We start from the raw sequence: 22,075 nt of genomic DNA on the forward strand, positions 1-22,075 counted from the left end.
TCCTCCCCGATTTGTGCTGGACAATTTCAGTCTATGTACAAGCAGCAATAGCTAGAACGAGAGAGTCAGAGAGACGGGAAACGTCCTATTTGCCTGCATGGCACAAAAAAAGAGACTTCCCGCACAGGGAAGTCTCTCTTGTCTATTCGTTTTTGCAGTCATTCATTAAGCAAAATTGGGAGAGAAGCTGACTTTCACTTTCTCGGACGACGCCGCTTCCCGAACTTCCGCTTCCGGGGACACCCGTTCGACGTCGGCGCCCAGTTGGCGCAGCTTTTCCGTAAAGTTGACGTAGCCCCGGTCGATGTGGTGCAGACCCGAGACCTCGGTCTCGCCTTCCGCCACCAGGCCGGCCAGCACCAGAGCTGCTCCAGCCCGCAGGTCGGTGGCCGTGACCTTGCTGCCGGTCAGCTTGACACCGCCTTCTACAATGGCGCTGCGCCCTTCGATCTTGATGTTGGCGTTCATCCGGCGAAATTCTTCGACGTGCATGAAGCGGTTTTCAAACACCGTTTCCGTCACGATGCTGGTGCCTTCCGATACCAGCAGGAGTGCCATCATCTGCGACTGCATGTCTGTCGGGAAGCCGGGATACGGCAAGGTTTTAACGTCAACCGCCTTGATCGGGCCGCTGCGGCGGACGCGAATGCCGTTTTCCTGCTCGTCCACCGTCACTCCCATTTCCCGCAGCTTGGCAGTGACGGATTTCAGGTGATCACAAATTGCGCCTTCGATGAAGACATCGCCGCCGGTAATCGCCGCCGCCACCATGAACGTTCCGGCTTCGATCCGGTCGGGAATGACACAGTGGGTGCAGCCCTTGAGCGATTCCACGCCTTCGATGCGGATCGATCCGGTGCCGGCGCCGCGGATTTTGGCGCCCATGCCGTTGAGGAAGTTGGCCAGATCCACAATCTCCGGCTCTTCCGCGGCATTCTCAATCACGGTCGTTCCCTCGGCCAGGGCCGCGGCCATCATGATGTTTTCCGTAGCGCCCACGCTCGGAATATCCAGGTAGATTTTCGCGCCCTTCAGCCGACCCTCGACACTGGCTTCAATAAAGCCTTGTCCAATTTCGATTTTGGCGCCCATCGCCTCAAAGCCCTTGAGGTGCTGGTCGATCGGACGGGTGCCGATCGCACATCCCCCGGGAAGTGCAACGCGCGCCTTTCCTTGACGGGCGAGCAGCGGCCCCATCACCAGGAAGGACGCACGCATTTTGCGAACCAAATCATAGGAGGCTTCCACACTCGTCAACCGGGAAGCCTGAATCGTCAGCACTTCACGATCATATGTAAGGGAAATTCCCAACGATCTCAAGAGGTCGCATATGGTTCTGACATCGTCCAGAGCGGGTACGTCGTGAAGGACGCATGTGCCCGATTCTGCCAGAATGGATGCTGCAATAATAGGGAGTACGGCATTCTTGGCGCCGGAAACCTTGACCTTCCCGGCCAATGCCTTACCACCGCGGACAATGATTTTATCCAATGTGTACCCCTCCGCGTGCTAATATTCCGCTGTGATTATCGGTGTACCTACGGTAATCCACGTTCCAGATTGGCTGTCTCGATGAGTAGCCACCTGCAGATTCATCTTCGTTTTGTCATTTAACGCGATAAACGGTTTCCATGCCGGTGTATACCCGGAGATGCTGACAACCGTATCGTCCCGCAAACGCTCCAGTTCCATCGCGTGGAGGGCGCGAAAAATCGCCAAAATTTTACCCTCCTGTTGATCAACACTCAGTTTAACACTGTACATTCCGCGAACACAAGTGCTAATTTGCGGAATCATGTCGGCTTTTGTCAGGGCTTTGTCGAAAGAGTCCTGTATCACCCCTATATATTGTAGGGTATCAGGTGAGCCGGTCAGAGACAGCACAAGATATACATCATAGGCCCCCTGCCGAGGGACCCCTGTGACCTGGAACTGTCCTTGAACCCCTTGCCGTTCAAACAGGACTTGGTACACATGGAGATTGGATTTCCGCGTCCGATCGGCTTGTGGTACCGGAATGTCAAGCCGATGTGCCCATGCTTCGGCCAACGCTTTTACTTGCGCGGGACCAGATGCCTGGCCCAATTCGGCGCGCATTCGCACCTGGATTGATACACCTTTTGCTCCGGAGCCTTCCACTGCGGCGAGCAGCTGCGCCGCTGCCGGTCGTTCCAGCTTTGCCTCTGCGGGCATCCGCCAAACCGTCACCGCCGCAGCCAACAGCAGCAGAAGCCACCACCCCGACCATTTCCCCATCGTCTTCCTCTCCCTTTTCACGCGCTTCTCTTTGTACTTTTTAGTTTGCACGGAAAATTGGAGGGATATACCAGTTGCGCATGGAGAGACTTCATCCGCTAGCCGCGATGCGTAACCAGATCGCCTGCGTGTGGATGCGGTCAGGAGAATACTTGTCCAATTATCAGCGACCAGCTCAGATAGTCAAGGAAAAAGCGGGCCACTTCGTATCCGATGACGAGCGACAGCAGGATCTGCAGCAGCTTGGCCTGCGCGCCGTCCGGTTTTTTCAGAAACAGATCGAAGCGTATGGCCTGCAGCGCCCACCAGCTCAAAGCGATGAAAAACACAGTCAAAATGATGCTGACAACTCCGTAAATTTCTTGCTGCATGGTGTTTCCTCCTTCTCCTGTATCGGCAAACCCGCCTTGTTCCATAAGTACAGAATGTGCAAAAAAAGGGGCGGCCTGTCGTGACAGCCGTCCCCTTTATTGTACCTGATGTTTGCCCGTCCTTCACTGAAACTCTGGCGGCAGCATGTCGCCAAAGTTAAACGACGGATTGAACTGGGCCTGCAGATAGTCGGTGGCGACACCCGGAAGCGCACCGAAGAATACGGTGGCAACGGCGAGGACCAGGACGAGGGCGCCGATGCTCTTTGGCACCGCCAGCGGCGCTTCGGTCGTGCCTGACCGCATGTACATCTGCCGAATGATCCCGAAATAGTAGTAGTAGGATACCACACTGGTCGCAATCATGATTGCTGCCAGCCAGTAGTTTTCCTGCGCGATGGCGCCCATGAACAGGTAGAACTTGCCGAAGAACCCGGCAGTAATCGGAATCCCTGCCAGCGACAGCAGGAAGATGCTCATCGCCACCGCAAGCAGCGGCGAGCGGTGGTACAACCCGGCGAATGCCTTCAATTCTTCGGTCTGCTGGTCGCGCGTGACGACCATGATCACGGCAAACGCGCCGAACGTGACGAGCAGGTAGGCAAACAGGTAAAACACAATTTCACTAAAGAACAGGGTCGTCGGCGGAACAAACGGCACCAGCAGGTACCCCGCCTGAGCGATTCCGGAGTAAGCCATCATCCGCTTGACGTTGGTCTGGCGCAGCGCCATGGTGTTCCCGATAATCATCGACGCTGCCGCCATCACGGCCAGATAGAGGCTGCCCTCCTGGAAAAAGAACCGGCCTTCCTCACCAGGAACCTGGAAGAACGCGATCATCAACAGGCGGAACACCAGCGCGAACCCAGCCGCCTTGGAGACGACCGCCAAAAAGGCAGTGACCGGCGTTGGCGCTCCTTGGTAGACATCCGGTGCCCACATGTGGTTGGGCGCAGCGGAAATTTTAAAGGCCAGCCCCACCGCGAGAAAAGCAAACGCGGCGTAGATGAGGAACTGGTAACCTGCCAAGGACGCGTGAACCAGACGGGAGGAAATCTCGTAAATGTTGGTGGTTCCCGTCAAACCGTACAGGTACGACATCCCGAACAGCGTGACTGCACTGGCGATGCCGCCGGACACGACGTACTTGAATGCTGATTCGTTGGAATGCAGCGACGTTTTGCGCAGTCCGACCAGCACGTACGAGGAGAGCGACAGCAGTTCCAGCCCGACAAACAGCGTGATCAGGTCGGCCGACGACGCCATCACCATCGCACCGAGCAGGCCGGTCAGCAGCAGGTAGTAGTATTCGCCGCTGTGCTTCACTTCCCCCTGCTTCATGTAGGGAATCGACAGCAGCAGGGTAAAGGCTGCCCCCGCCAAAAACAGCAGCTTGAACGCATTGCCGTAGTCGTCAATCCTGAGCATGTCTGCCATGTAGCTGTAGGGTTTGTCAAGCGTGTTCAGATTGACGAAGACAAACACGCCGGCCAGCACGACGCCGACCAGGGTCAGCCAGCCTGTCACCGTTTTGCTCAACCGTTTTCCGGCAAACACATCCAACAGGGTCAGGACGGTGGCAAAGCCGAGAATGATCCATTCGGGCAGAAGGTAGCTCCAGTCATACGAGAAGATAGTGTTTACGTCCATGGATTACCCTCCTATCCCCGTCACGATGGGTACGAGCGTTTTCAGAGTCTGCTGCATCGGATTGCCGAGCACGGCGGGATAGACCCCGATCAGGATGATGAAGCCGAGCAGCACCACCATCGGCACCACTTCCATCGGCTGAGCGTCGGCCAACCCCTTCAACCGTTCCGGCGTTGGGCCAAACGTCGTGCGCAGGATCGCCCGCAGCAGGTAGGCGGCCGTCAACACGATGCCCAGCGTGCCGATTGCGGCGTGAACCGGCATGTCGCCGAACAAACCCAGGAAGGCGAAGAATTCGCTGATGAAGCCGGACATGCCCGGCAGTCCCAGGGAGGCCATCCCCGCCGCCAGCAGGATGCCGCTCACAAACGGCATCGATTTGGCCAGGCCGCCCAGTTCGCTGATCATCGACGTTTGCGTCCGTTCCCAGATCACGCCGATCAGGAAAAACAGCAGCGCAGAGATGAAGCCGTGAGAGACTACCTGGAACATCGCTCCCTGAAACCCGATCGTGTTCATCGCGGCAAATCCCAGCAAGACGATGCCCATGTGGCTGATACTGGAGTAGGCCAGCACCATTTTCAAGTCCTTTTGGACAAAGGCGAGCACGGCTCCGTACAAAATGTTGATCAGCCCCAGCACCGCCATCCACCCGGCAAACTGATACGCCTGTTCGGGGAAAAAGCCGATGCCCATGCGCAACAGCCCGTATGCCCCCATTTTCAGCAGAATACCGGAGTGGATCATCACAATCGCCGGCGGCGCCTGCACGTGCACCTTCAACATCCAGGTGTGGAACGGAAACACAGGCAGTTTGACCGCAAACGCGATGAACAAGGCGAGAAACAGGCCGAAGCGGAACGCCGGCGTCATCGCAGCGGCAGCCGGATGGTCGGCCGCTGCCAAAATCGTCGCGATCTTCTCCATGTTCAACGTTTGCAGGAAGACAAACAGCACGATGAAGGCGATCAGCATGACCGCAGAGCCGATCCCGTTGTACAGCAAAAACTTGTTGGCCGCCCGTTCGCGTTCTCCGTAGCCCCAGATGCCGATCAGGAAAAAGGTCGGCACCAGCGTCAGTTCAAAGAAGATAAAGAACAGAAACAGGTTTTGCGAGGCGAATACGCCCAGCATGCCGATCAGCAGCAGGTGAAACAGGATGAAGTATTCCTTCAGCCGTTTTTTGATCTGCCAGGAGGCGACAGCAGCAAGCGTGCCGACAATCGCCGTGAGAACGATCAGCGGCATGGAGACGCCGTCCACTCCCAGCTCATAGTCCAGGTCAAACGTGAACATTTCCCCCCTTGGGCAAACCCGATCGGGATGGAAATCCACTTGACGCTTTCGACAAATTGCGGCTCCGCCGTCTCGTAGTTGAAGGCGGCGAACAACATCAGGGACAGCGCCAGCGGCAGCAGCGTGCCCAGCACCCCAATCTGTTTGATCACACCGCCCTGATGACGCGGGACGAACGCCAGGATCAGGATGGCCAGCAGCGGCGAAAAGACGATCAAACTCAGCAGGATACTATTGACCAAAGAATCCACCTCCCTGCGCCGTCAGGCTGATCGCGACAACCAACAGCAGCAATCCGAACAGCACCACGGCCCCGTACGACTGCACCTGGCCGTTTTGTGCCCGGGCATGCAGCGAGCCGATGCCTCTGGTGATGCTCGCGGTCAGGGCCACAAGACCGTCCACCACGTACCGGTCGAACAAATCAAGCAGCAGTCCGAGCCAGTTGAGCGGACGGACAATGACGTGGTGATACAGTTCGTCAATAAAGTATTTGCGGTAGGACAATTGATACAGCCACGGCATCGTTTCCGGGATGGCGTCCGCCGGAATGTAGCGCTTGCCGTACATCAGATAGGCCAGCACAATGCCCAAAAGCGAGACCAACAGCGCCACGACCTGCAGCCAGGCGGCGGCGTGGCCCGTTCTCTCGCCGAATGCGGCGGTAATGACCTCGCCCGTTTCACCGGACAGCAACCATTCCGTCAGATACGGGGCGTACGGCGTATTGACAAAGCCGGCCCCGATCGCCAGCACGGCCAGGATCAGCAGCGGACCGGTCATGACCCCCGGCGATTCGTGGCCGTCATGTCTGCCCCGCGGCTCCCCGGCAAACGTCAGGAAGAACAGCCGGAACATGTAAAACGCAGTGAAGAACGCGGCGATGATCGCCAGCCACAAGAGGTCAAAGCGGTGCGCCTCGTACACGGCACTGAGAATCGCCTCTTTGGACCAGAAGCCGGCAAACGGGAAAATCCCCGCAATCGCCAGACAGCCGATCAAGAACGTCAGCGCGGTTACCGGCATCTTTTTCCACAGGCCGCCCATCTCAAACACGTCCTGCGTATGTACCGCGTGGATAACACTGCCGGCCGCGAGGAACAGCAGCGCCTTGAAAAACGCGTGCGTCATCAGGTGGAACGTCCCCGCCACATAGCCGGCCGCTCCGGCCACTCCGAGCGCCAGCATCATGTAGCCCAACTGGCTGACCGTCGAGTAGGCGAGCACACGTTTGATGTCGCGCTGCGTCAGGCCGATGGACGCGGCAAAAATGGCCGTAAACCCACCGACGTAGGCCACCACATTAAGTGCGATATCAGACGCGACAAACAGCGGATACGTGACCGCCACCAGGTACACGCCGGCCGCCACCATCGTCGCTGCGTGAATCAGGGCGGACACCGGCGTCGGCCCTTCCATCGCGTCCGGCAGCCAGGTGTGCAGCGGGAACTGGCCGGATTTGCCGACTGCGCCGACGAAGATCAGGATCGCCGCCAGCGTAATCATCCACGGCTCCAGTTTGCCGAGCGCGATGCTGTCAAAAATTTGCGCGAACTCAAAACTGCCGGTCCACCAGAACAGGAGGCAGATGCCGATGAACAAGCCCAGGTCGCCGATCCGCGTGACGATAAACGCCTTTTTCGCAGCCGCCTTGGCCTCCGGCTTGAAGTAGTAGTAGCCCACCAACAGGAACGAGCAGACCCCTACCAGTTCCCAGAAGATGTAGACCTGCAAGAGGTTTGGCGAGATCACCAGACCCAGCATGGAAAAGGTGAACAAGGCCAGGTATTGGTAAAACACGGGGAAGCGCTCGTCTCCGTGCATGTATCCCTTGGAGTAGATTTGCACGAGCAGGCTGACCAGCGTGACAATCACCAGCATCATGGCATTCAGTTGGTTTACTTCAAAGCCCATGGTGATGACGATGTCGCCCACCTGCAGCCAGTCGAGGGAGAACGCGTAATCGGACGCTCCCTCCTGAAACCTCTGCCAAAACGTCAGCGCCGCCAACCCAAACGACACGGCAGTCAACAGGATACCGACGGCGGCAGCTCCTTCTTTCAACTGACGGCCAAACGAGACGATCACGATGAAAGCAAGAAGCGGAAACAGAGGAATCAGCCACGCGTATTGCATCAGGGTATCCATCTTTGTCCTCCTTTTCGTCTAGCGTTTCATCGAATCCATCTCATCCACGTTGACGGTCACTTTGTTGCGGTACAGCGCGATGAGGATTGCCAGTCCCACCGCCACTTCGGCTGCCGCCACCGTCATCGTGAACAGGGTGAAAATCTGCCCCGTCACGGCCGGGAACAGCCCGTACTTGGCGAACGCCACGAGGTTGATGTTGACCGCATTCAGCATCAGTTCGATGGACAGCAGGACAACCACCGCGTTTCGCTTGGTCAGTGCCCCGTACAGTCCGACGCAAAACAAAATCAGGGCCACCAGCAAATAGGAGGTAATGTTTACACTCATTCGCTGTCCCCCTCCTTTTTCGCCATGATGATCGCGCCCACCAGCGCCACCAGCAGCAGAACGGATGCCAGTTCAAACGGAATGACATACTTCGTGAAAATCTCCACGCCAAGCTGCTTGACGCTGACTGCCTGCGCGGCCCCCTCCGGCGGCGCCGTCCATGTGGTCTTTTGGATGCCCCAGAACATCAGGCCGAACAGGCCAGCGACAAACACCAGGCTGAAGATGTTCTTCCAGGATCGTCCCGTCCCTTCGTCGGAAGCGTCGTGCTTGGTGAGCATGATCCCGAACAGCATCAGGATGGATATGGCGCCCGAGTATACCAGCACCTGGGCCACGCCAATGAACTCGGCGTCCAGCAGTATGAACAAGCCGGCGATGCTGATAAACGTGATCCCGAGCGAAATGACCATGTGCACCACCCGGGTGAAGCTGATCATGAAGACCGCGCCGCCGATCGTCAGAAGGGAGAGGATGAAAAAGGCCAGAAATTCGCCGGTCATGATTAATTCTCCTCCCTGACGTTGGTATTGTTGTCGTCCAGCCACTTCAGGTCCTTGTACAACTCGTCCCGGCTGTACACGGCCAACTCGAAGTTGTTGGTCATCACGATCGCTTCCGTTGGGCACACCTCCGTACAGAGGTCGCACAGGATGCAGATTTCAAAGTTAATGTCGTAGGTGTCAATGATTTTCCCTTTTTTCTCCGGATCGGGATGAGGCTTGCCCGTCAATTGGATGCACTGCGTCGGGCAGATGCGCGCGCACTGGTTGCAGACGATGCATCGTTCCGGCGAGAAGTGCTGAATGCCGCGAAACCGGGGCGGCATCGGAAAGGGCACGTCCGGGTAGAAATGGGTCACTTTTTTCTCGGTCAGCTTTTTAAATGTATACCCCAGGCCTTTGGCCAGTCCTAGCATGTGTGTCACCCCTCTGGTCAAGATCGTGATACGGCTCGGCGTCTAGGAGATCATGCCGTTCTGGAAGGAAATCACCACGGCGGTCAGCAGGATGTTCAAGAGCGCCAGCGGCAGAAGTACTTTCCAGGCAAACGACATCAACTGGTCGACGCGCAGACGGGGGAACGTCGCACGCACCCAGAACTGGAAAAAGACGTAGAGCAAGAATTTGAGAACAAACCAGACAATACCTGGAATGAAGGAAAGGCTGGGATGGATCGGCAGCCAGCCGCCCAAAAAAAGGATGGTCACCAGGGCGCCCATGCCGAACATGTAGACGTATTCCGCCAGCATGAACATGGCAAAGCGGAACCCGGAGTACTCTACGTGGTAGCCGGCCACCAGTTCCGATTCGGCCTCCGGCAGGTCGAACGGCGTGCGGTTCAGCTCCGCCTGTGCCGCCACGATGAAGACGGCAAAGCCGAGAAACTGCGGCACGATATTCCACACATCCTGCTGCGCCAATACAATCTCCCGCAGGTTCATGCTGCCGGTCATCAGCACGACCCCGACCACAGACATGACCAGCGGCACTTCGTAGCTGATCATCTGCGCGGCGGAGCGCAATCCGCCGATCAGCGAATACTTGTTGTTGGAAGCCCAGCCAGCCGTAATCACGCCCAGAACGGTGATGCCGGACAAGGCGATGTAATAGAGCAGGCCAATGCCCAGATCGGCAAAGCGAATGCTGTCCGTAAACGGCATGACGGCGAGGACGCCAAACGCGGGCGCATACGCCAGAATGGGGGCCAGCGTAAACAGTGCCTTGTCGGCATGCTGCGGCCTCGTATCTTCCTTCAGCAGCAGCTTCGCCACGTCCGCCACCGTCTGCAACAGACCGAGAGGACCGACGCGGTTGGGACCAATCCGCAGCTGCATCCAGCCGATCACCTTGCGTTCAAAATAGATCGCGTAGGTGACGAAAAACAGCACGACGAGCAGCAGTGCCACCGCCGCCAGAGCAAACCAGAGTGTGGTGCTCCATGAGGGCGTTTGTTGCAACAGATCGCTCATCAGCAGTCAACCTCCCCGAGCACAATGTCGATGCTGCCCAGGACGGCCACCATGTTGGCGATGTTTTCGCCCTCCAACAGTTTGGGCAGGATCTGCAGATTGTGGAACGACGGGCGGCGGAACTTCACGCGCCACGGCTTATCCTTGCCGTTGCTGGCGATGTAGCAGCCGATCTCCCCGCGCGGCGCCTCGATCCGCACGAACGCCTCGCCTGCTGGCGGACGAATGACGCGAGGCACTTTGCCCATGATTTCTCCCTCGCTGGGAAATTGATCGAGCGCCTGCTCAAGAATGCGCAACGACTGTTCGATCTCCGCCACCCGCAAATGGTAACGCGCCAGGCAGTCGCCTTCGGTAGCCGTCGGCACGTCAAACTCGAAACGGTCGTAAATGCAGTACGGCTCGTCTTTGCGCAAATCCCACTTCACCCCGGTGGACCGCAGCATTACGCCGGAGAGCGAGTAATCCAGCGCAGTCTTCTGATCAAACTTGCCGATCCCCCGCAGCCGGTTGATGAATATTTCGTTGCCGGTCACCAGTCTGTGGTAGTTGTTCAATTCCTTTTTCATGTATTGGACGAACTCTTTTACCTTGTCGATCCAGCCTGGCGGCGCATCCCACTTCACGCCGCCGACGCGCATGTAGTTGAATGTCATACGCGCTCCGCACAGCTCATTGAACAAATCCAGGATGCTTTCCCGGTCGCGGAAGGCGTACAGGAACGGTCCCATCGCCCCGAGGTCCAACAGGTACGTCCCCCACCATACCAGGTGGCTGGCCACGCGGTTCAGCTCCATTGCGATCAGCCGCAGGAATTGCGCCCTCTCCGGCACTTCCACGCCCATCATCGTCTCGACGGCGTGGCAAAAGACGTAGTTGTTGGTCATGGCAGCGACGTAATCCATCCGGTCAGTATAGGGAATGATCTGCGTGTACGTCAGGTTTTCCGCCAGCTTTTCCGTCCCCCGGTGGAGATAACCTATCACGGGAGTTGCTTCCTTGATGGTCTCCCCGTCAATTTTGACGACCAGACGCAATACACCGTGGGTACTGGGGTGCTGCGGTCCGACGTTGAGGAGCATTTCTTCCGTCCGGATACCCGACTCAGGAGATGTCGTGGCATTCGTCAATAGGATGTCGCGGTTCATCTGCTACACCTCCTCGTCGTACTGCACGTAATCTTTTCTCAGCGGATAGCCGATCCACTCGTCCGGCAGCAAAATTCGACGCAATTCGGTATGTCCCGGGAAATAAATACCCAACAAGTCGAATGTTTCCCGTTCACACCAATCGGCACCGCGCCAAATGTCCATAACCGACGAGACACTGGGTTGTTCGCGGTTGGTTTTGACCTTTACCGCCAGGCTCTGCCGATTTTTGTAGGAATAGAAATGATAGTAGACTTCCATGCGGTCTTCGTAATCGACGCCGTGCAAATCGGACAGGTAGTCGAACGCCAGCGCCTCGTCTTCTTTCAGAAACCGGGCCACATCATGCCAGCGCTCATTTTTCACCACCAGCGTCGGAACGTCTTTGGACAGCTCGTTGATATAGGCTGCTTCCAGCACATCCGCACCAAACGCTTCGGAAATACGGGTCACGTATTTGTCCAAATACGGCTGATTGGGAGATGGCTGTTTGGGCGCTTCGGCTGCCTCGTCAGCTCCTGCTGCCCCGCCGGCCTTTGCCTTTGCCGCCGCAGCTGCTGCTGCCGCTGCTTTAGCCTTGGCCGCCGCTGCCGCTTTTGCCTTCGCGTCGGCGTCTCCGCCCGACTCTGCCCCGCCAGCTTCCGCCGCTTCTCGCGCGGCCTTTGCCTTTGCCGCCGCAGCTGCTGCTGCCGCTGCTTTAGCCTTGGCCGCCGCTGCCGCTTTTGCCTTCGCGTCGGCGTCTCCGCCCGACTCTGCCCCGCCAGCTTCCGCCGCTTCTCGCGCGGCCTTTGCCTTTGCCGCCGCAGCTGCTGCTGCCGCTGCTTTAGCCTTGGCCGCCGCTGCCGCTTTTGCCTTCGCGTCGGCGTCTCCGCCCGACTCTGCCCCGCCAGCTTCCGCCGCTTCTCGCGCGGCCTTTGCCTTCGCCGCCGCAGCTGCTGCTGCCGCTGCTTTAGCCTTGGCCGCCGCTGCCGCTTTTGCCTTCGCGTCGGCGTCTCCGCCCGACTCTGCTCCGCCAGCTTCTGCCGCTTCTCGCGCGGCCTTTGCCTTCGCCGCCGCAGCTGCTGCTGCCGCTGCTTTTGCTTTCGCCTTCTCTTCCGGTGTCATTTCCGAAACAGGCTTGGCCGCAGTTGGCTGGACTTCAGACGTGTCGCCGCCTGCAGCCTGTGCATTCGAAGGGGATGCCGCAGATTGCTCTGTCCCTTTCGCCTGCTGTTCTTTCGCTTTACGCAACGCCTCAGCCTTGGCCCGGGCCTCTGCCGCAGCCTTCGCCTTTTCTTCCGGCGTCGGTTTGCGCTTTTCGTCGCTCATTGGCTGGTCACCCGCTTTCCGGTCTTCGCCTCGTAGCGAATTTTCTCCTGCAGCTTGTTTATGCCGTAAATCAATGCTGCCGGGTTGGGAGGACAGCCCGGAATGTAGACATCGACGGGCACAATCTGGTCTACACCTTTCACCACGCTGTACGACCTCACGTACGGCCCGCCGGCCGTGGCACAGGAGCCCATGGCGATGACCCATTTGGGTTCCGGCATTTGGTCGTACAATCTGCGCAAGAGCGGCGCCATTTTTTTCGTGACCGTGCCAGCCACAATCATCACGTCGGATTGCCGCGGGGAGGCACGGAAAATGACGCCAAAGCGGTCAAGGTCGAATCGGGAGCCGCCGGTACCCATCATCTCGATGGCACAGCAGGCCAACCCGAACGTCAGCGGCCAGAGGGAATTGCTCCTCACCCACCCCTTGAGCGTTTCCAGCGTCGTAAACATGACGTTGCGATTCAGTTCTTCCTGCAGTTCAGGCGCGATGCTCGTGAGATCTAGTTCCATTCCAGCACCTTCTTTCTCCAAGCGTAGATCAAACCAACCACCAGCAACGTGATAAAAATCACCATCTCTATCAGGGCAAACAGGCCCAACTGGTTATAGGCGACCGCCCATGGATAGAGAAAGAGGGTTTCTACATCAAAAATGACAAACAGCAGGGCGAAAATGTAGTACTTGACGTTGAAGCGCACCCAACTGTCCCCCACAGGAATGTTACCGCTTTCATAGGTGGTTTGCTTTTCCGGCGTCGGCTTCCTGGGACGCAGCAGTGGTCCGATGATGCTCACGGTTGCCACCGGCAGCAGTATCCCAAGGATCAGGAAAATCGCCACAATCACGTAATTGTTGGTGTAAACCTCACTCACCGACGTTCCCTCCGCTCTGTGAAAAATATGAAAAATTTTGAACGCAATCCCGATACAATTGACACTGGTAATTTTTTCGTGCATCATGCGGACTCAGGACAAGCTGCTGATCCAACCTGACACTGTTAGAAAAAAATACCTACATCATTATAGCAAATCGCCAAACGAGTGTCTAACCAAAGCCCCCTCCTCTGACAATAAAAGGAAAAACTTAGAGAAAAGTCCCTAAGTTTTTCCAATTACAAATATCCTTTATTATTGAACATTCGCGGAGAACTCTTGTCCGAGGAAATCCTCGTAAATGCGCTCCCATACAACCGTAAAGGTCATCGGTTGGTCATCCGGAATCTCAAACATGTTTTCAATCGGCTCTTCCATATAAGGCGTCAGCTTGATCAGCACTTCGTTCAGCATCGCATCGTTGGTGTTCAGCATCTCTTTCAGTTCAGCCTTGGTGTAGGTAAAGGTGTTTTCCTCGTGCTCATGCAGTTTCAACACCAAACGGCTGAAGATCGGATGAACCAATACCTCCAGCTTGATGTGGGTCAGGGCAAATTTCTCCGCATCGGTCAGTTGGAACAGATCGACCGTGTCCGGGAACGGATGAACGGGGATGTCCCACACGTCGCCCTTGTCCAGTACCAGCCCCCACTTGGTCAGCAGTTCGATGGCCTCATCCCGGGAGGTCGGGTACTGATAACCGGAGCGCTCCAGGAACTCCTTGTGTTTCTCCACGTGCTCCACATAGGCATTGTAGTCCTGTTCCGACTTGAATTTTTCCTTATTCAGCGTGGAAAACACATGCTGCAATCCTTTGAAGCTGTCCAATTGCTGCTTCATTTCTTCCTTGCTTTCGCATTTGGTTACCACGTAGCACAACGCCTGAAACAGGACGTTCATGTCATGAGACAACACGTTGTACCAGCCGTTAGCCGTATATCCGCTGGGAATGACTACACCTTGCTGGTTATTGCGAATATCGCGAATCGTTTGCATGACTTACACTCTCCTTCTTTCCGATCGCCGGTGCCGTCCAGCCCCCTTCGCTGTTATAGGGCACACAGCACGCCTCGGCACAGAGCATTAGGTTTATTATAACGGAAACAGCAGGTCAGTACCAACTGGAAAAAAATCGTCCCGCTACAGGAAAAATCCCCGCAACCGGGTGGCGCGGGGATATTTGCTTACAGATTGTTGGTCACATCGAGACGAGCCATGGCGCGCTGCAGGGCGCGTTCGGCACGGCGAATGTCGAGGTCCGGATGCTTGTCGATCAAACGCTTTTCGGCGCGTTCTTTTGCCGCCTTGGCGCGTTCTACGTCAATGTCCTCCGGAAGTTCTGCCGTCTCGGCCAGAATCGTCACCTTGTCGCCGCGAACTTCCATGAACCCGCCGCTTACGGCCATGCGAATCTCTTTCTCGCCTTCCGTCTTGATCCGAACAGGCGCTATTTTCAGCGGGGTTACCAGCGGCATGTGGTTCGGCAAAATACCGAGATCCCCCTGCACGCCTCGGGCAATGACCATGCTGGCTTCGCCGCTGTAGACAACCCGTTCAGGAGTTACGACTTCCACTGTCATCTTGCTCACTTACTGGTCTCCCCTTTCCAGGGTGTCTTACGCCATGGTCTTCGCTTTCTCAACCGCTTCCTCAATCGTACCTACGTAGAGGAATGCCGCCTCAGGCAGATCGTCGTGCTTGCCTTCCAGGATTTCTTTGAAGCTGCGGACCGTTTCCTTGAGCGGGACGTATTTGCCCGGGAAGCCGGTAAACTGCTCGGCCACGTGGAACGGTTGGGACAGGAAGCGCTGAATGCGGCGTGCACGAGCTACGATCAGCTTGTCTTCGTCGCTCAGCTCGTCCATACCCAGGATCGCGATGATGTCCTGGAGCTCTTTGTAGCGCTGCAGGATTTTTTGCACGCCACGCGCCACTTCGTAGTGCTCTTGTCCGACGATGTCCGGGGACAGCGCACGGGATGTGGATGCGAGCGGGTCAACCGCAGGGAAGATACCCAGCTCGGCGATAGAACGCTCCAGGTTGGTGGTAGCGTCCAAGTGTGCGAAGGTCGTAGCCGGAGCCGGGTCGGTGTAGTCGTCCGCCGGTACGTAGATCGCTTGGATGGACGTTACGGAACCTTTTTTCGTAGAGGTAATGCGCTCTTGCAGCTGACCCATCTCGGTTGCCAGCGTCGGCTGATAACCTACCGCAGACGGCATGCGGCCCAGCAGCGCGGATACCTCGGAACCCGCTTGGGTAAAGCGGAAGATGTTGTCGATGAACAAGAGTACGTCGCGGCCCTCTTCGTCACGGAAGTACTCCGCCATGGTCAGACCGGTCAGCGCCACGCGCAGACGCGCACCCGGCGGTTCGTTCATCTGACCGAACACCATCGCGGTTTTCGGCAGAACGCCTGCGTCTTTCATCTCGTGATACAGGTCGTTACCTTCACGCGTGCGCTCGCCTACGCCGGCGAATACGGAGATACCGCCGTGCTCTTGCGCAATGTTGTTGATCAGCTCTTGGATGGTAACGGTTTTTCCTACGCCCGCACCGCCGAACAGACCGATTTTACCACCCTTGATGTACGGCGCGAGCAGGTCGATTACCTTAATACCGGTTTCGAGAATTTCTACGGTCGTTGCTTGTTCTACAAACTCCGGCGCTTTGCGGTGGATCGGGTCGCGGCGCTCCACTTCGCCCAGTTCCTTCAGGTCGATCGGTTCACCCAGCACGTTAAATACACGGCCCAGGGTTACTTGACCAACCGGTACGGAGATCGGAGCACCTGTGTCAATCGCTTCCATGCCGCGCACCAGACCGTCGGTGGATGCCATCGCAACGGTACGTACGCGATTGTCGCCCAGGTGAACCGCAACCTCAACGGTCAAATCAATGTCGCGCTCCCCCGCGTTTTGCGCTTTATGTTGAATCTTGATCGCATTGTAAATGGCAGGCAGGTGTCCGCGTTCAAACTCGATGTCTACAACGGGACCCATTACCTGAACCACGCGTCCTTTCGCCATCTTACTTCTTCCCTCCTGTGAAACTGATTTGGGCGTTACCTAGCCATTACGCTTGCGCATTCGCACCTGCGACAATTTCGGAGATCTCTTGGGTAATGGCTGCCTGACGGGCACGGTTGTACTCCAGTGTCAGCTTGTCGATCATGGCGGTTGCATTGTCCGTTGCGTTGCCCATCGCGGTCATGCGGGCTCCTTCCTCAGACGCCTTTGCATCCAGGAGCGCGCTGTACACGAGCGTTTCTGCATATTTCGGCAGCAGCACCGACAGCACTTCTTCAGCGGACGGTTCGTATTCGTAGTTCATCTGGCGCTGTTCACCGCTCTCCACAGCGTTCAGCGGGAGCAGACGGGTAATCGTCGGCACCTGCGAAATGGCACTGCGGAATTCATTGTAGCAAAGGTACAGCTCGTCGATTTTTTCGTCGGCAAACATCTGAACCGCCGCGCTGGCGATTTTCTTGATGTCGGCAAACGTCGGGTTGCCGGGCAGTCCCACGACCTCATCAATAATCGGGTAGTTGCGCTTGCGGAAAAAATCGCGCCCTTTGCGCCCCAGCACAAAGATGGCGTATTCGTCCTGCGACTTGTGCTTCTCCTTGATGGCCTGGAGCACTTTCCGAATGACGTTTCCGTTATAGCCGCCAGCCATGCCGCGGTCCGAGGTGATGACGATGTACCCGGTCTTTTTCACCGGCCGGGATTCCAGCATCGGATGTTTTACCGCAGTCGTGCCGCTCGCGATGCTGGCAATAACCTCCCGGATCTTGTGAGCATACGGACGTGCCGCTTCCGCTCTCTCCTGGGCGCGGCGAAGTCTCGCTGCCGCCATCATCTTCATCGCCTTGGTGATTTGGCGCGTATTCTTAAAGCTCTTGATACGGCTTCGAATTTCGCGAATTCCTTTAGCCACTCTCTTTTCACCACCTTGGGGGTGCATGCCGAACCGCAGTCGGCCGGCATGCAACAGATGTCAATCTATATCCGCTTAGCGGCTAACCGAAAAGCCTTTTTTGAACTCTTCGATCGCTGCGTTCAGGTCTTTTTCATCCGGAAGCTCTTTGGTCGTGCGAATGTGTTCGAGCAGTTGCGGCTTGTTGGAATCGAGGTAGGAGAGGAATTCCTTCTCGAAACGGCGCACATCCTCTACCGGAATATCGTCGAGATAGCCTTTGGTTGCGGCGTAGATGATGGCAACCTGCTTCTCCACCGGCATCGGATCGAATTGGTTTTGCTTCATGACTTCCATCAGGCGCTGACCGCGGGTCAGACGGGCTTGCGTCGCCTTGTCCAGGTCGGAACCGAACTGCGCAAACGCTGCCAGCTCGCGGTATTGGGCCAGCTCCAGCTTGAGCGGACCGGCAACTTTTTTCATTGCCTTGATTTGCGCCGCACCACCTACGCGGGATACGGAAAGACCCGTGTTAACCGCAGGGCGTTGACCGGAGTTGAACAGGTCGGTCTCCAGGAAGATCTGACCGTCGGTGATGGAGATTACGTTGGTCGGAATGTACGCGGAAATGTCACCCGCTTGCGTTTCGATGAACGGCAGTGCAGTCAGGGAACCGGCACCCATTTCGTCGGAGAGCTTCGCAGCACGCTCCAGCAGACGGGAGTGCAGGTAGAAGACGTCACCCGGATACGCTTCGCGGCCCGGAGGACGACGGAGCAGGAGGGACATTTCGCGGTATGCCGCTGCTTGCTTGGACAGGTCGTCGTACACGCAGAGGACGTGCTGTCCTTTGTACATGAAGTATTCACCCATGGACACGCCTGCGTACGGGGCCAGGAACAGGAGCGGAGCCGGGTCGGACGCCGTCGCGGACACCACGATGGTGTACTCCAGGGCACCGTGCTTGCGCAGGGTTTCCACGATGTTGGCAACGGTCGATTGCTTTTGGCCGATTGCCACGTAGATACAAATCATGTTTTGGCCTTTTTGGTTGATGATGGTGTCCAGCGCCACAGCCGTTTTACCGGTTTGACGGTCACCGATGATCAGCTCGCGCTGACCGCGACCGATCGGAATCATCGCGTCGATTGCCTTGATACCGGTTTGCAGCGGCTCGTGAACGGATTTACGCGCCATAACACCAGGAGCCGGGCTTTCAACCGGACGGAATTCCGTCGTGTTGATCGGGCCCAGTCCGTCGAGCGGTTGACCGAGCGGGTTTACCACACGGCCGAGCAGCGCTTCGCCCACCGGCACCTCCATGATGCGGCCGGTGCGTTTTACCGTGTCGCCTTCTTTAATGTCGCGGAACGGACCGAGAATAACGACACCCACGTTGTCTTCTTCCAAGTTGAGTACCATACCCATGACGCCGTTTTGGAACTCGAGCAGTTCCCCCGCCATGGCTTTTTCCAAACCGTGAACGCGAGCGATACCGTCACCGATCTGAATGACCGTGCCTACGTCCACAACTTCGATTTCAGATGTAAAATTAGCAATCCGCTCTTTGATGAGGGAGCTAATTTCTTCTGGTCTGATTGCACTCACTATATATTCACCCCATTCATCCAAACGATCTTATTGCTGATGCGCGAAGTGTTCCAGTTTTGTCTTGATGCTGCCGTCGTACAGACGGTCGCCGATCTTGATGACGATGCCGCCCAGAATGGACGGGTCCACGACGGTTTGCACGCGCAGCTTCTTGTTCAGCTTTTGTCCGAGCTTTTCCGCCAGCTCCGCCTGTTCTTCGTCACTGAGCGGCTTGGCACTGGTCACGGTCGCTTCGGCGATGCCGCGGGCTTCGTTGGCCATCCGCACAAAGGAGCGGTAGACCTCCAACAGTTGTCCCTCGCGTCCGTTGTCGATCAGGACATTGAGGAAGTTGTGCGTTTCTTCGCTCACATGGCGTTTGAACAGGTCGTCGGCCAGGGATTTTTTCGCCGCACGCGCGATGTGCGGGTGGAGCAGAATCTTGCTCAGATCGGCGTTCTGTTCAATCGCTTCCACGACCGCTTTCAGATCCGCTTCAATCTGGTCGAGCTTCCCACGCTCGCTGGCTACTTCAAACAACGCGCGAGCGTAGCGCTTGCTTACCGCGCCGCTCATAGGCGATCTCCCACTTGAGCGAGGAATTTGTCAATCGTCGCTTTTTGCGTCGCTTCATCCAGTTCTTTCTCGATGATCTTGGATGCGAGCAGTACGGACAGACCGGTCATTTGGTCGCGCAGTTCTGCCTTCGCTTTCTCCACTTCACGCGCCAGTTCCGCGCTTGCGTCCGCTTTCATGCGTTCAGCAGCAGCTTGGGCGTCAGCCACGATTTTGGCTGCTTCATCGGACGCTTGCTTCGTCGCGCGGTCGATGATCGATTTGGCTTCGAGGCGAGCTTCGTCCAGCACGCGGCGCTGTTCGGCCAGCAGTGCTTCCGCTTCTTTGCGGCTGCGCTCAGCCGTGGTGATTTCGTTTTCAATATGCTGACGACGCTTTTCCATCACTGCCACGATCGGGCCCATGGCAAACTTGCGAACCGCCAGCAGCAGCAGCAGGAATACGATAGCTTGGGTTAAAAGCGAGCCCCATTCGAGGGCTACGGCACCAAAGTCGAGCATTCGTTTCACTCCTTCCTTGCACACAGGAGAATGTATCTCTACGGGTACAGCCGTTTGTTTCCGCAAGAATAACGTGGCATCGCCGCGCACCAGGCGAGGCAAGCCACTATGTTACGCACAAGATGTGCGAGTGTCGGCGGTGCGCCGTACGGGACGCCACACTCAGCCGACACCGGTGTCAATGGAAACGTGTACACCGTCCACTGACCAAAATAGAGGCGAAGGTCAAGCCCCCGCCTATCGTTTCGATTGTTCGCTCGCTTACAGACGACCGAAGAGGATGAAACCAATCGCAACCGCGATAATCGGAACCGCCTCGACGAGACCGAGACCGAGGAACATCAGACCCATCAGGCTACCGCGTGCTTCCGGTTGGCGAGCGACGCCTTCAATTGTACGAGAAATTACCAGGGAGTTGCCGATCGCTGCACCCAGAGCAGCCAGACCAAATACGATACCGATTGCAAGAGCCAAACCTTCCATTGTAAAAATACCTCCTTAGTGTTGTGAAAAATAAACATCTACTGCGAATTAATGTTGGTCATTCACTTGTTGGGAAATGTATACCATCGCCAGCGTGGTGAAGATAAAGGCTTGGACCGAGCCGACGAATACGGAGTAGCCCAGCCACAGGAACAGCGGAATGCTGCCGAAGATCCCCACGCCAAGCAGGAACGCAATGAGAACCTCGCCCGCGAAGATGTTACCGAATAGACGCAACGGAAGCGTCAGCGGCTTGATGATGAACTCTTCGAGGATGTGAATCGGGTTCAGGAACGTGTGCTTGAGCCAGCCGCCAAAGCTTTTCTTCATCCCCAGGTAGTGGGCGTACAGAAGAACCACCAATGCCAGCGCAAAGGTTACGCTCGGAGTGGCGGTCGGCGATTTCCACCAGCCGATGGAGGCGCCGTGGCCGTGAGGATCGTTGATCTCCTCTTCCAGCTTCGCCAGCTTTTCCTTTTTGGCTTCTTCCGTCGTAGCGACCGTCAGCATGTCTTTGACGGTATCGCTCACATACTGATTCTCTGCAGGATTGTTGTGAATCGCTGTGTTTACGTTGAACAGAAGGCCAAGCTGGTTCCCGAAGAAGATGTAGAGGAACAGCGTCAGCGCCAGCGAGACAAAACCGGCTGCCTTTTTCGGCTCGATGTAGCTTTTGGTGATACCGGTGACGAAGTCGACAATCCACTCCATCACGTTTTGCCTGCCTCCGGGAACGCCAGAGGTGAGGTTGCGGGTCATCCCGATGCAGAAGAACAGCACAATCAAGGCTGTTACCACAATCGCAATGATGGTCGAGATGTCAAACACCATGCCCAACCATTCGAATCGCAGAGAGTAATGCATGTATTTCACCCCTTTCTTCCGCGCGAATCTGTTGCACCAGCAAATCAGAACGAAAAAATGCTTGTCAATCCAATCTATTTGAAGGAGCGATAAACAAAAAAGAAGCCTAGAACTTGAAAGAGGAAAAGGCCGATCAGCACGCCGGAAAGCACAAACAGATGGGGAAAGCGGATTGTCATAAAGACGGCAAATCCGGCCACGAGAAGGCGCTGCAGCATGCCAGTTCCTTTCGGCCGCACATTCGGATCGACAGCCATCCGGCCGATCCGCCAGGTTTTGCTGACCAGCAGCGTGCCGCTGAGGACACTCCCGCCCATACCGAGCAGGAGGCTTTGCAAAAACAATCGATGCTGAGGCAACAGGGCCCAGAGTATCACAACCAGGGCCATACAAACAAAAGCATAGCGGAAAGCCGCTCGCATAGCCGAAGTAAACGTATGCATGTTCAATCTCCCTACAGGTAACCGCGGACTATGCGGTAGACACTGTACACGCCTATACCCAATCCGGCGAGCAATCCGATCATCATAAACCACGGTTTGGTGGCAAGCAGGTTGTCGACGTACCTGCCCAGATAGACGCCTGCGATAACGCAGACGGCCAGATCGACACCGATCAGGCTGACCAGCGTGATGGCCCGCCACGGATTATCAATTTTCGGCACTGGACCGCCCCCTTTCATACACAAGGAGAGGGCAGGTGTCAAGTGCCCCTTTGCCCTCATCCATATTAACGAAGATTTATTCCCTTTGTCAACGTGCGGTTTATTCTGTACACAAAGCGTTCACATT

The 22,075-nt window shown here is 56.6% G+C and carries 24 protein-coding genes and 1 pseudogene; all 25 read right to left on the bottom strand.

What is annotated here, in order from left to right; translation table 11 throughout:
• Positions 1-165: 165 nt before the first annotated feature.
• The 25 genes and pseudogenes from murA to IRT44_RS04165 all read right to left on the bottom strand — a co-directional run bounded on the left by murA (position 166) and on the right by IRT44_RS04165 (position 21,948).
• A complete protein-coding gene (gene murA / locus IRT44_RS04045) occupies positions 166-1,491 on the bottom strand; it encodes a UDP-N-acetylglucosamine 1-carboxyvinyltransferase (RefSeq protein WP_171564124.1) in 1,326 nt (441 codons plus the stop codon).
• 18 nt (positions 1,492-1,509) lie between these two features.
• On the bottom strand, positions 1,510-2,256 hold the full coding sequence (locus tag IRT44_RS04050) for a YwmB family TATA-box binding protein (protein WP_212132559.1): 747 nt from the start codon (positions 2,254-2,256) through the stop codon (positions 1,510-1,512).
• A 140-nt stretch (positions 2,257-2,396) separates the two neighbouring features.
• A complete protein-coding gene (locus IRT44_RS04055; protein ID WP_171564121.1) occupies positions 2,397-2,627 on the bottom strand; it encodes a DUF1146 family protein in 231 nt (76 codons plus the stop codon).
• Between the two features lie 123 nt (positions 2,628-2,750).
• On the bottom strand, positions 2,751-4,277 hold the full coding sequence (nuoN, locus tag IRT44_RS04060) for an NADH-quinone oxidoreductase subunit NuoN (protein ID WP_171564120.1): 1,527 nt from the start codon (positions 4,275-4,277) through the stop codon (positions 2,751-2,753).
• 3 nt (positions 4,278-4,280) lie between these two features.
• Positions 4,281-5,815, bottom strand: a pseudogene (locus IRT44_RS04065) (NuoM family protein).
• Positions 5,805-7,721 carry an NADH-quinone oxidoreductase subunit L gene (gene nuoL, locus IRT44_RS04070; RefSeq protein ID WP_230077504.1) on the bottom strand — a complete coding sequence of 639 codons (1,917 nt, stop codon included), beginning with the start codon at positions 7,719-7,721 and terminating at the stop codon, positions 5,805-5,807. The pseudogene IRT44_RS04065 and the gene nuoL overlap by 11 nt, the downstream one beginning before the upstream one ends.
• A gap of 18 nt (positions 7,722-7,739) precedes the next feature.
• On the bottom strand, positions 7,740-8,051 hold the full coding sequence (nuoK, locus tag IRT44_RS04075) for an NADH-quinone oxidoreductase subunit NuoK (protein ID WP_171564115.1): 312 nt from the start codon (positions 8,049-8,051) through the stop codon (positions 7,740-7,742).
• Positions 8,048-8,554 (bottom strand): NADH-quinone oxidoreductase subunit J, encoded by a 507-nt coding sequence (locus tag IRT44_RS04080; protein ID WP_171564113.1) that lies wholly within the window; start codon positions 8,552-8,554, stop codon positions 8,048-8,050. The genes nuoK and IRT44_RS04080 overlap by 4 nt, the downstream gene beginning before the upstream one ends.
• A 2-nt stretch (positions 8,555-8,556) precedes the next feature.
• A complete protein-coding gene (gene nuoI, locus IRT44_RS04085; RefSeq protein ID WP_171564111.1) occupies positions 8,557-8,970 on the bottom strand; it encodes an NADH-quinone oxidoreductase subunit NuoI in 414 nt (137 codons plus the stop codon).
• A 42-nt stretch (positions 8,971-9,012) separates the two neighbouring features.
• The gene (nuoH, locus tag IRT44_RS04090; protein WP_171564203.1) at positions 9,013-10,026 is read right to left on the bottom strand and encodes an NADH-quinone oxidoreductase subunit NuoH; all 1,014 of its coding nucleotides are present in this window, start codon (positions 10,024-10,026) and stop codon (positions 9,013-9,015) included.
• On the bottom strand, positions 10,023-11,171 hold the full coding sequence (locus IRT44_RS04095; protein ID WP_171564110.1) for an NADH-quinone oxidoreductase subunit D: 1,149 nt from the start codon (positions 11,169-11,171) through the stop codon (positions 10,023-10,025). Before IRT44_RS04095 ends, nuoH begins: the two co-directional genes overlap by 4 nt.
• 3 nt (positions 11,172-11,174) lie before the next feature.
• Positions 11,175-12,479, bottom strand: coding sequence for an NADH-quinone oxidoreductase subunit C (locus tag IRT44_RS04100; protein ID WP_171564108.1), 1,305 nt, complete (start codon positions 12,477-12,479; stop codon positions 11,175-11,177).
• Positions 12,476-12,994 (bottom strand): NuoB/complex I 20 kDa subunit family protein, encoded by a 519-nt coding sequence (locus IRT44_RS04105; protein WP_171564107.1) that lies wholly within the window; start codon positions 12,992-12,994, stop codon positions 12,476-12,478. Before IRT44_RS04105 ends, IRT44_RS04100 begins: the two co-directional genes overlap by 4 nt.
• Positions 12,985-13,356 carry an NADH-quinone oxidoreductase subunit A gene (locus tag IRT44_RS04110; RefSeq protein ID WP_171564105.1) on the bottom strand — a complete coding sequence of 124 codons (372 nt, stop codon included), beginning with the start codon at positions 13,354-13,356 and terminating at the stop codon, positions 12,985-12,987. The genes IRT44_RS04105 and IRT44_RS04110 overlap by 10 nt, the downstream gene beginning before the upstream one ends.
• Before the next feature lie 255 nt (positions 13,357-13,611).
• Positions 13,612-14,352 (bottom strand): DUF6042 family protein, encoded by a 741-nt coding sequence (locus IRT44_RS04115; protein WP_171564103.1) that lies wholly within the window; start codon positions 14,350-14,352, stop codon positions 13,612-13,614.
• A gap of 188 nt (positions 14,353-14,540) precedes the next feature.
• Positions 14,541-14,945 (bottom strand): F0F1 ATP synthase subunit epsilon, encoded by a 405-nt coding sequence (locus IRT44_RS04120; protein ID WP_065067430.1) that lies wholly within the window; start codon positions 14,943-14,945, stop codon positions 14,541-14,543.
• Between the two features lie 27 nt (positions 14,946-14,972).
• Positions 14,973-16,382 carry a F0F1 ATP synthase subunit beta gene (gene atpD, locus IRT44_RS04125; protein WP_029100366.1) on the bottom strand — a complete coding sequence of 470 codons (1,410 nt, stop codon included), beginning with the start codon at positions 16,380-16,382 and terminating at the stop codon, positions 14,973-14,975.
• Between the two features lie 46 nt (positions 16,383-16,428).
• A complete protein-coding gene (gene atpG / locus IRT44_RS04130) occupies positions 16,429-17,292 on the bottom strand; it encodes an ATP synthase F1 subunit gamma (protein ID WP_171564102.1) in 864 nt (287 codons plus the stop codon).
• A 75-nt stretch (positions 17,293-17,367) separates the two neighbouring features.
• The gene (gene atpA, locus IRT44_RS04135) at positions 17,368-18,879 is read right to left on the bottom strand and encodes a F0F1 ATP synthase subunit alpha (protein WP_171564100.1); all 1,512 of its coding nucleotides are present in this window, start codon (positions 18,877-18,879) and stop codon (positions 17,368-17,370) included.
• Between the two features lie 30 nt (positions 18,880-18,909).
• On the bottom strand, positions 18,910-19,437 hold the full coding sequence (locus IRT44_RS04140; protein ID WP_171564099.1) for a F0F1 ATP synthase subunit delta: 528 nt from the start codon (positions 19,435-19,437) through the stop codon (positions 18,910-18,912).
• Complete coding sequence (atpF, locus tag IRT44_RS04145; protein WP_171564097.1) at positions 19,434-19,937, bottom strand: F0F1 ATP synthase subunit B; 504 nt, start codon at positions 19,935-19,937, stop codon at positions 19,434-19,436. Before atpF ends, IRT44_RS04140 begins: the two co-directional genes overlap by 4 nt.
• A gap of 261 nt (positions 19,938-20,198) precedes the next feature.
• Complete coding sequence (atpE, locus tag IRT44_RS04150) at positions 20,199-20,420, bottom strand: F0F1 ATP synthase subunit C (protein ID WP_015893623.1); 222 nt, start codon at positions 20,418-20,420, stop codon at positions 20,199-20,201.
• 48 nt (positions 20,421-20,468) lie between these two features.
• Entirely contained in the window at positions 20,469-21,284 is an 816-nt protein-coding gene (gene atpB / locus IRT44_RS04155) for a F0F1 ATP synthase subunit A (RefSeq protein ID WP_230077505.1), read from the bottom strand.
• Positions 21,285-21,358: 74 nt separating this feature from the next.
• Positions 21,359-21,727, bottom strand: coding sequence for an ATP synthase subunit I (locus IRT44_RS04160; RefSeq protein WP_230077506.1), 369 nt, complete (start codon positions 21,725-21,727; stop codon positions 21,359-21,361).
• A gap of 11 nt (positions 21,728-21,738) precedes the next feature.
• On the bottom strand, positions 21,739-21,948 hold the full coding sequence (locus IRT44_RS04165) for an AtpZ/AtpI family protein (protein WP_230077507.1): 210 nt from the start codon (positions 21,946-21,948) through the stop codon (positions 21,739-21,741).
• Between the last annotated feature and the right edge of the window lie 127 nt (positions 21,949-22,075).

The sequence above is a fragment of the Brevibacillus sedimenti genome (assembly GCF_020923495.1).
In the GTDB taxonomy this organism is placed as follows: domain Bacteria; phylum Bacillota; class Bacilli; order Brevibacillales; family Brevibacillaceae; genus Brevibacillus; species Brevibacillus aydinogluensis.

Coding starts and splice junctions, on each gene's coding strand:
- IRT44_RS04050 (WP_212132559.1), bottom strand. CDS start 2,256: ATGGGGAAATGGTCGGGGTGGTGGCTTCTGCTGCTGTTGGCTGCGGCG.
- IRT44_RS04055 (WP_171564121.1), bottom strand. CDS start 2,627: ATGCAGCAAGAAATTTACGGAGTTGTCAGCATCATTTTGACTGTGTTT.
- nuoN (WP_171564120.1), bottom strand. CDS start 4,277: ATGGACGTAAACACTATCTTCTCGTATGACTGGAGCTACCTTCTGCCC.
- nuoL (WP_230077504.1), bottom strand. CDS start 7,721: ATGGATACCCTGATGCAATACGCGTGGCTGATTCCTCTGTTTCCGCTT.
- nuoK (WP_171564115.1), bottom strand. CDS start 8,051: ATGAGTGTAAACATTACCTCCTATTTGCTGGTGGCCCTGATTTTGTTT.
- IRT44_RS04080 (WP_171564113.1), bottom strand. CDS start 8,554: ATGACCGGCGAATTTCTGGCCTTTTTCATCCTCTCCCTTCTGACGATC.
- nuoI (WP_171564111.1), bottom strand. CDS start 8,970: ATGCTAGGACTGGCCAAAGGCCTGGGGTATACATTTAAAAAGCTGACC.
- IRT44_RS04095 (WP_171564110.1), bottom strand. CDS start 11,171: ATGAACCGCGACATCCTATTGACGAATGCCACGACATCTCCTGAGTCG.
- IRT44_RS04100 (WP_171564108.1), bottom strand. CDS start 12,479: ATGAGCGACGAAAAGCGCAAACCGACGCCGGAAGAAAAGGCGAAGGCT.
- IRT44_RS04105 (WP_171564107.1), bottom strand. CDS start 12,994: ATGGAACTAGATCTCACGAGCATCGCGCCTGAACTGCAGGAAGAACTG.
- IRT44_RS04115 (WP_171564103.1), bottom strand. CDS start 14,352: ATGCAAACGATTCGCGATATTCGCAATAACCAGCAAGGTGTAGTCATT.
- atpD (WP_029100366.1), bottom strand. CDS start 16,382: ATGGCGAAAGGACGCGTGGTTCAGGTAATGGGTCCCGTTGTAGACATC.
- IRT44_RS04140 (WP_171564099.1), bottom strand. CDS start 19,437: ATGAGCGGCGCGGTAAGCAAGCGCTACGCTCGCGCGTTGTTTGAAGTA.
- atpF (WP_171564097.1), bottom strand. CDS start 19,937: ATGCTCGACTTTGGTGCCGTAGCCCTCGAATGGGGCTCGCTTTTAACC.
- atpE (WP_015893623.1), bottom strand. CDS start 20,420: ATGGAAGGTTTGGCTCTTGCAATCGGTATCGTATTTGGTCTGGCTGCT.
- atpB (WP_230077505.1), bottom strand. CDS start 21,284: ATGCATTACTCTCTGCGATTCGAATGGTTGGGCATGGTGTTTGACATC.
- IRT44_RS04160 (WP_230077506.1), bottom strand. CDS start 21,727: ATGCATACGTTTACTTCGGCTATGCGAGCGGCTTTCCGCTATGCTTTT.